2 protein-coding genes are annotated in these 1,290 nt (G+C 34.1%); both read left to right on the plus strand.

The genetic code is table 11. The features are described 5' to 3' along the window. Positions 1–358: 358 nt before the first annotated feature. On the plus strand, positions 359–934 hold the full coding sequence (locus ACESQI_RS24070; RefSeq protein ID WP_373127368.1) for a hypothetical protein: 576 nt from the start codon (positions 359–361) through the stop codon (positions 932–934). A 198-nt stretch (positions 935–1,132) separates the two neighbouring features. Next, the coding region (locus tag ACESQI_RS24075; protein ID WP_373127369.1) for a DUF3836 domain-containing protein at positions 1,133–1,290 on the plus strand (158 nt) is incomplete at its 3' end.

Consider the following 1,290-nt stretch of genomic DNA (forward strand, 5'->3'; position numbering starts at 1 on the left):
CATAAAAAAAGGAGCAACGCCTTGCTCCAACCTTTGTTAACCTTAAATCTAATACTATGAAAAACACATTGCAAAGATACGGCCTTTTGTGGTATTCGCAAATAATCCAAATAAAAAAGTGTGTTTTATAACATGCTTTAATATTTGCATTTATAAATTTATAAAAAGAAGGCTTTCCGGAAGGGGTATTTTAACAAAAAGTATTTTTTCTACGGGGAGGTACATCGACACAGTGTAATCTATTATTTTGTGTGTTTTTATTAAATTGATTGTTCCTTCAAGTTACTGCTTGGATATTATTTCTTATTTTTGTGTGGATTGGGAGATAAAAAGACTGAACTATAATAACTAAGGAATTATGAAAACAAAGTATTTATCCGGACTGGTATTACTCCTCCTTTTGGCAGTTGGTTTTGCGTCATGCAACGATGATGAAGAGCATTGGTATGATAGTATGAAAGATGGGAGACCTTTTTTTAGCGGTCATGTTGTACGTTTCTATTTTATTGATGAGGAAGGGCATGATCTTATTAATATGATTGCATTGCCCATTTCCAGTAAGACTCTGCTTGATACACCACCGGCATCTCCTACTGAGTTTGCTACAACAACTGATGGACTTTGGTATAATAATGAGATAAATAATATAGTAATGGATAAGGATGAAAATCTGAATAGTTTCTTTACTTATGCGTATGGTGATTCACGGTACAGTGATTTTACCTTTTATGTATACTTCAAGGGCAAGCCTTATGAAATGGCTCTTCAACACAGATATCAGGGCAAACGTAAAGCAAATGGTGATTATATTAGTGATATAGTATCCTGGAAAGTAAATGGAAAACTTATTTATTCCGCAGATGAACCTACTTACAGGAGGAAAGTATTCATTATGTGCAAAGCTGATGGAGAAACGGTCATTACATTTAAGTGAAAGAACGAAGTGATATGATTATGTCCGTTTTTGAGCGGACATCTGTTCGAAAATGAACGCATGTCTTATTTTTATAATCGTTGATAATCAGGTTATTATACCTTTGGCACGGCTATTGACTATCTATATGCGAAGGCGGTTGAGAAAAAAACAGCAGTCGCAGATCCAAAGAATAATAACAATAAAAAAATAACGATTATGAAAGCAAATGTATTTTTCAAAGCAGTGGTAATGGTAGCAGTGTTAATGGCAAGTGTAATGAGTGCTAATGCAGGTAATCCTGTTGACTATGTGAAAAATGATGAGATGAATGGTGAATTACTGGTAGCTAAGACTATCTTTAAAAATGAATCCGG

The organism is Bacteroides sp. HPS0048 (assembly GCF_964240755.1).
Taxonomy (GTDB): Bacteria; Bacteroidota; Bacteroidia; order Bacteroidales; family Bacteroidaceae; genus Bacteroides; species Bacteroides nordii.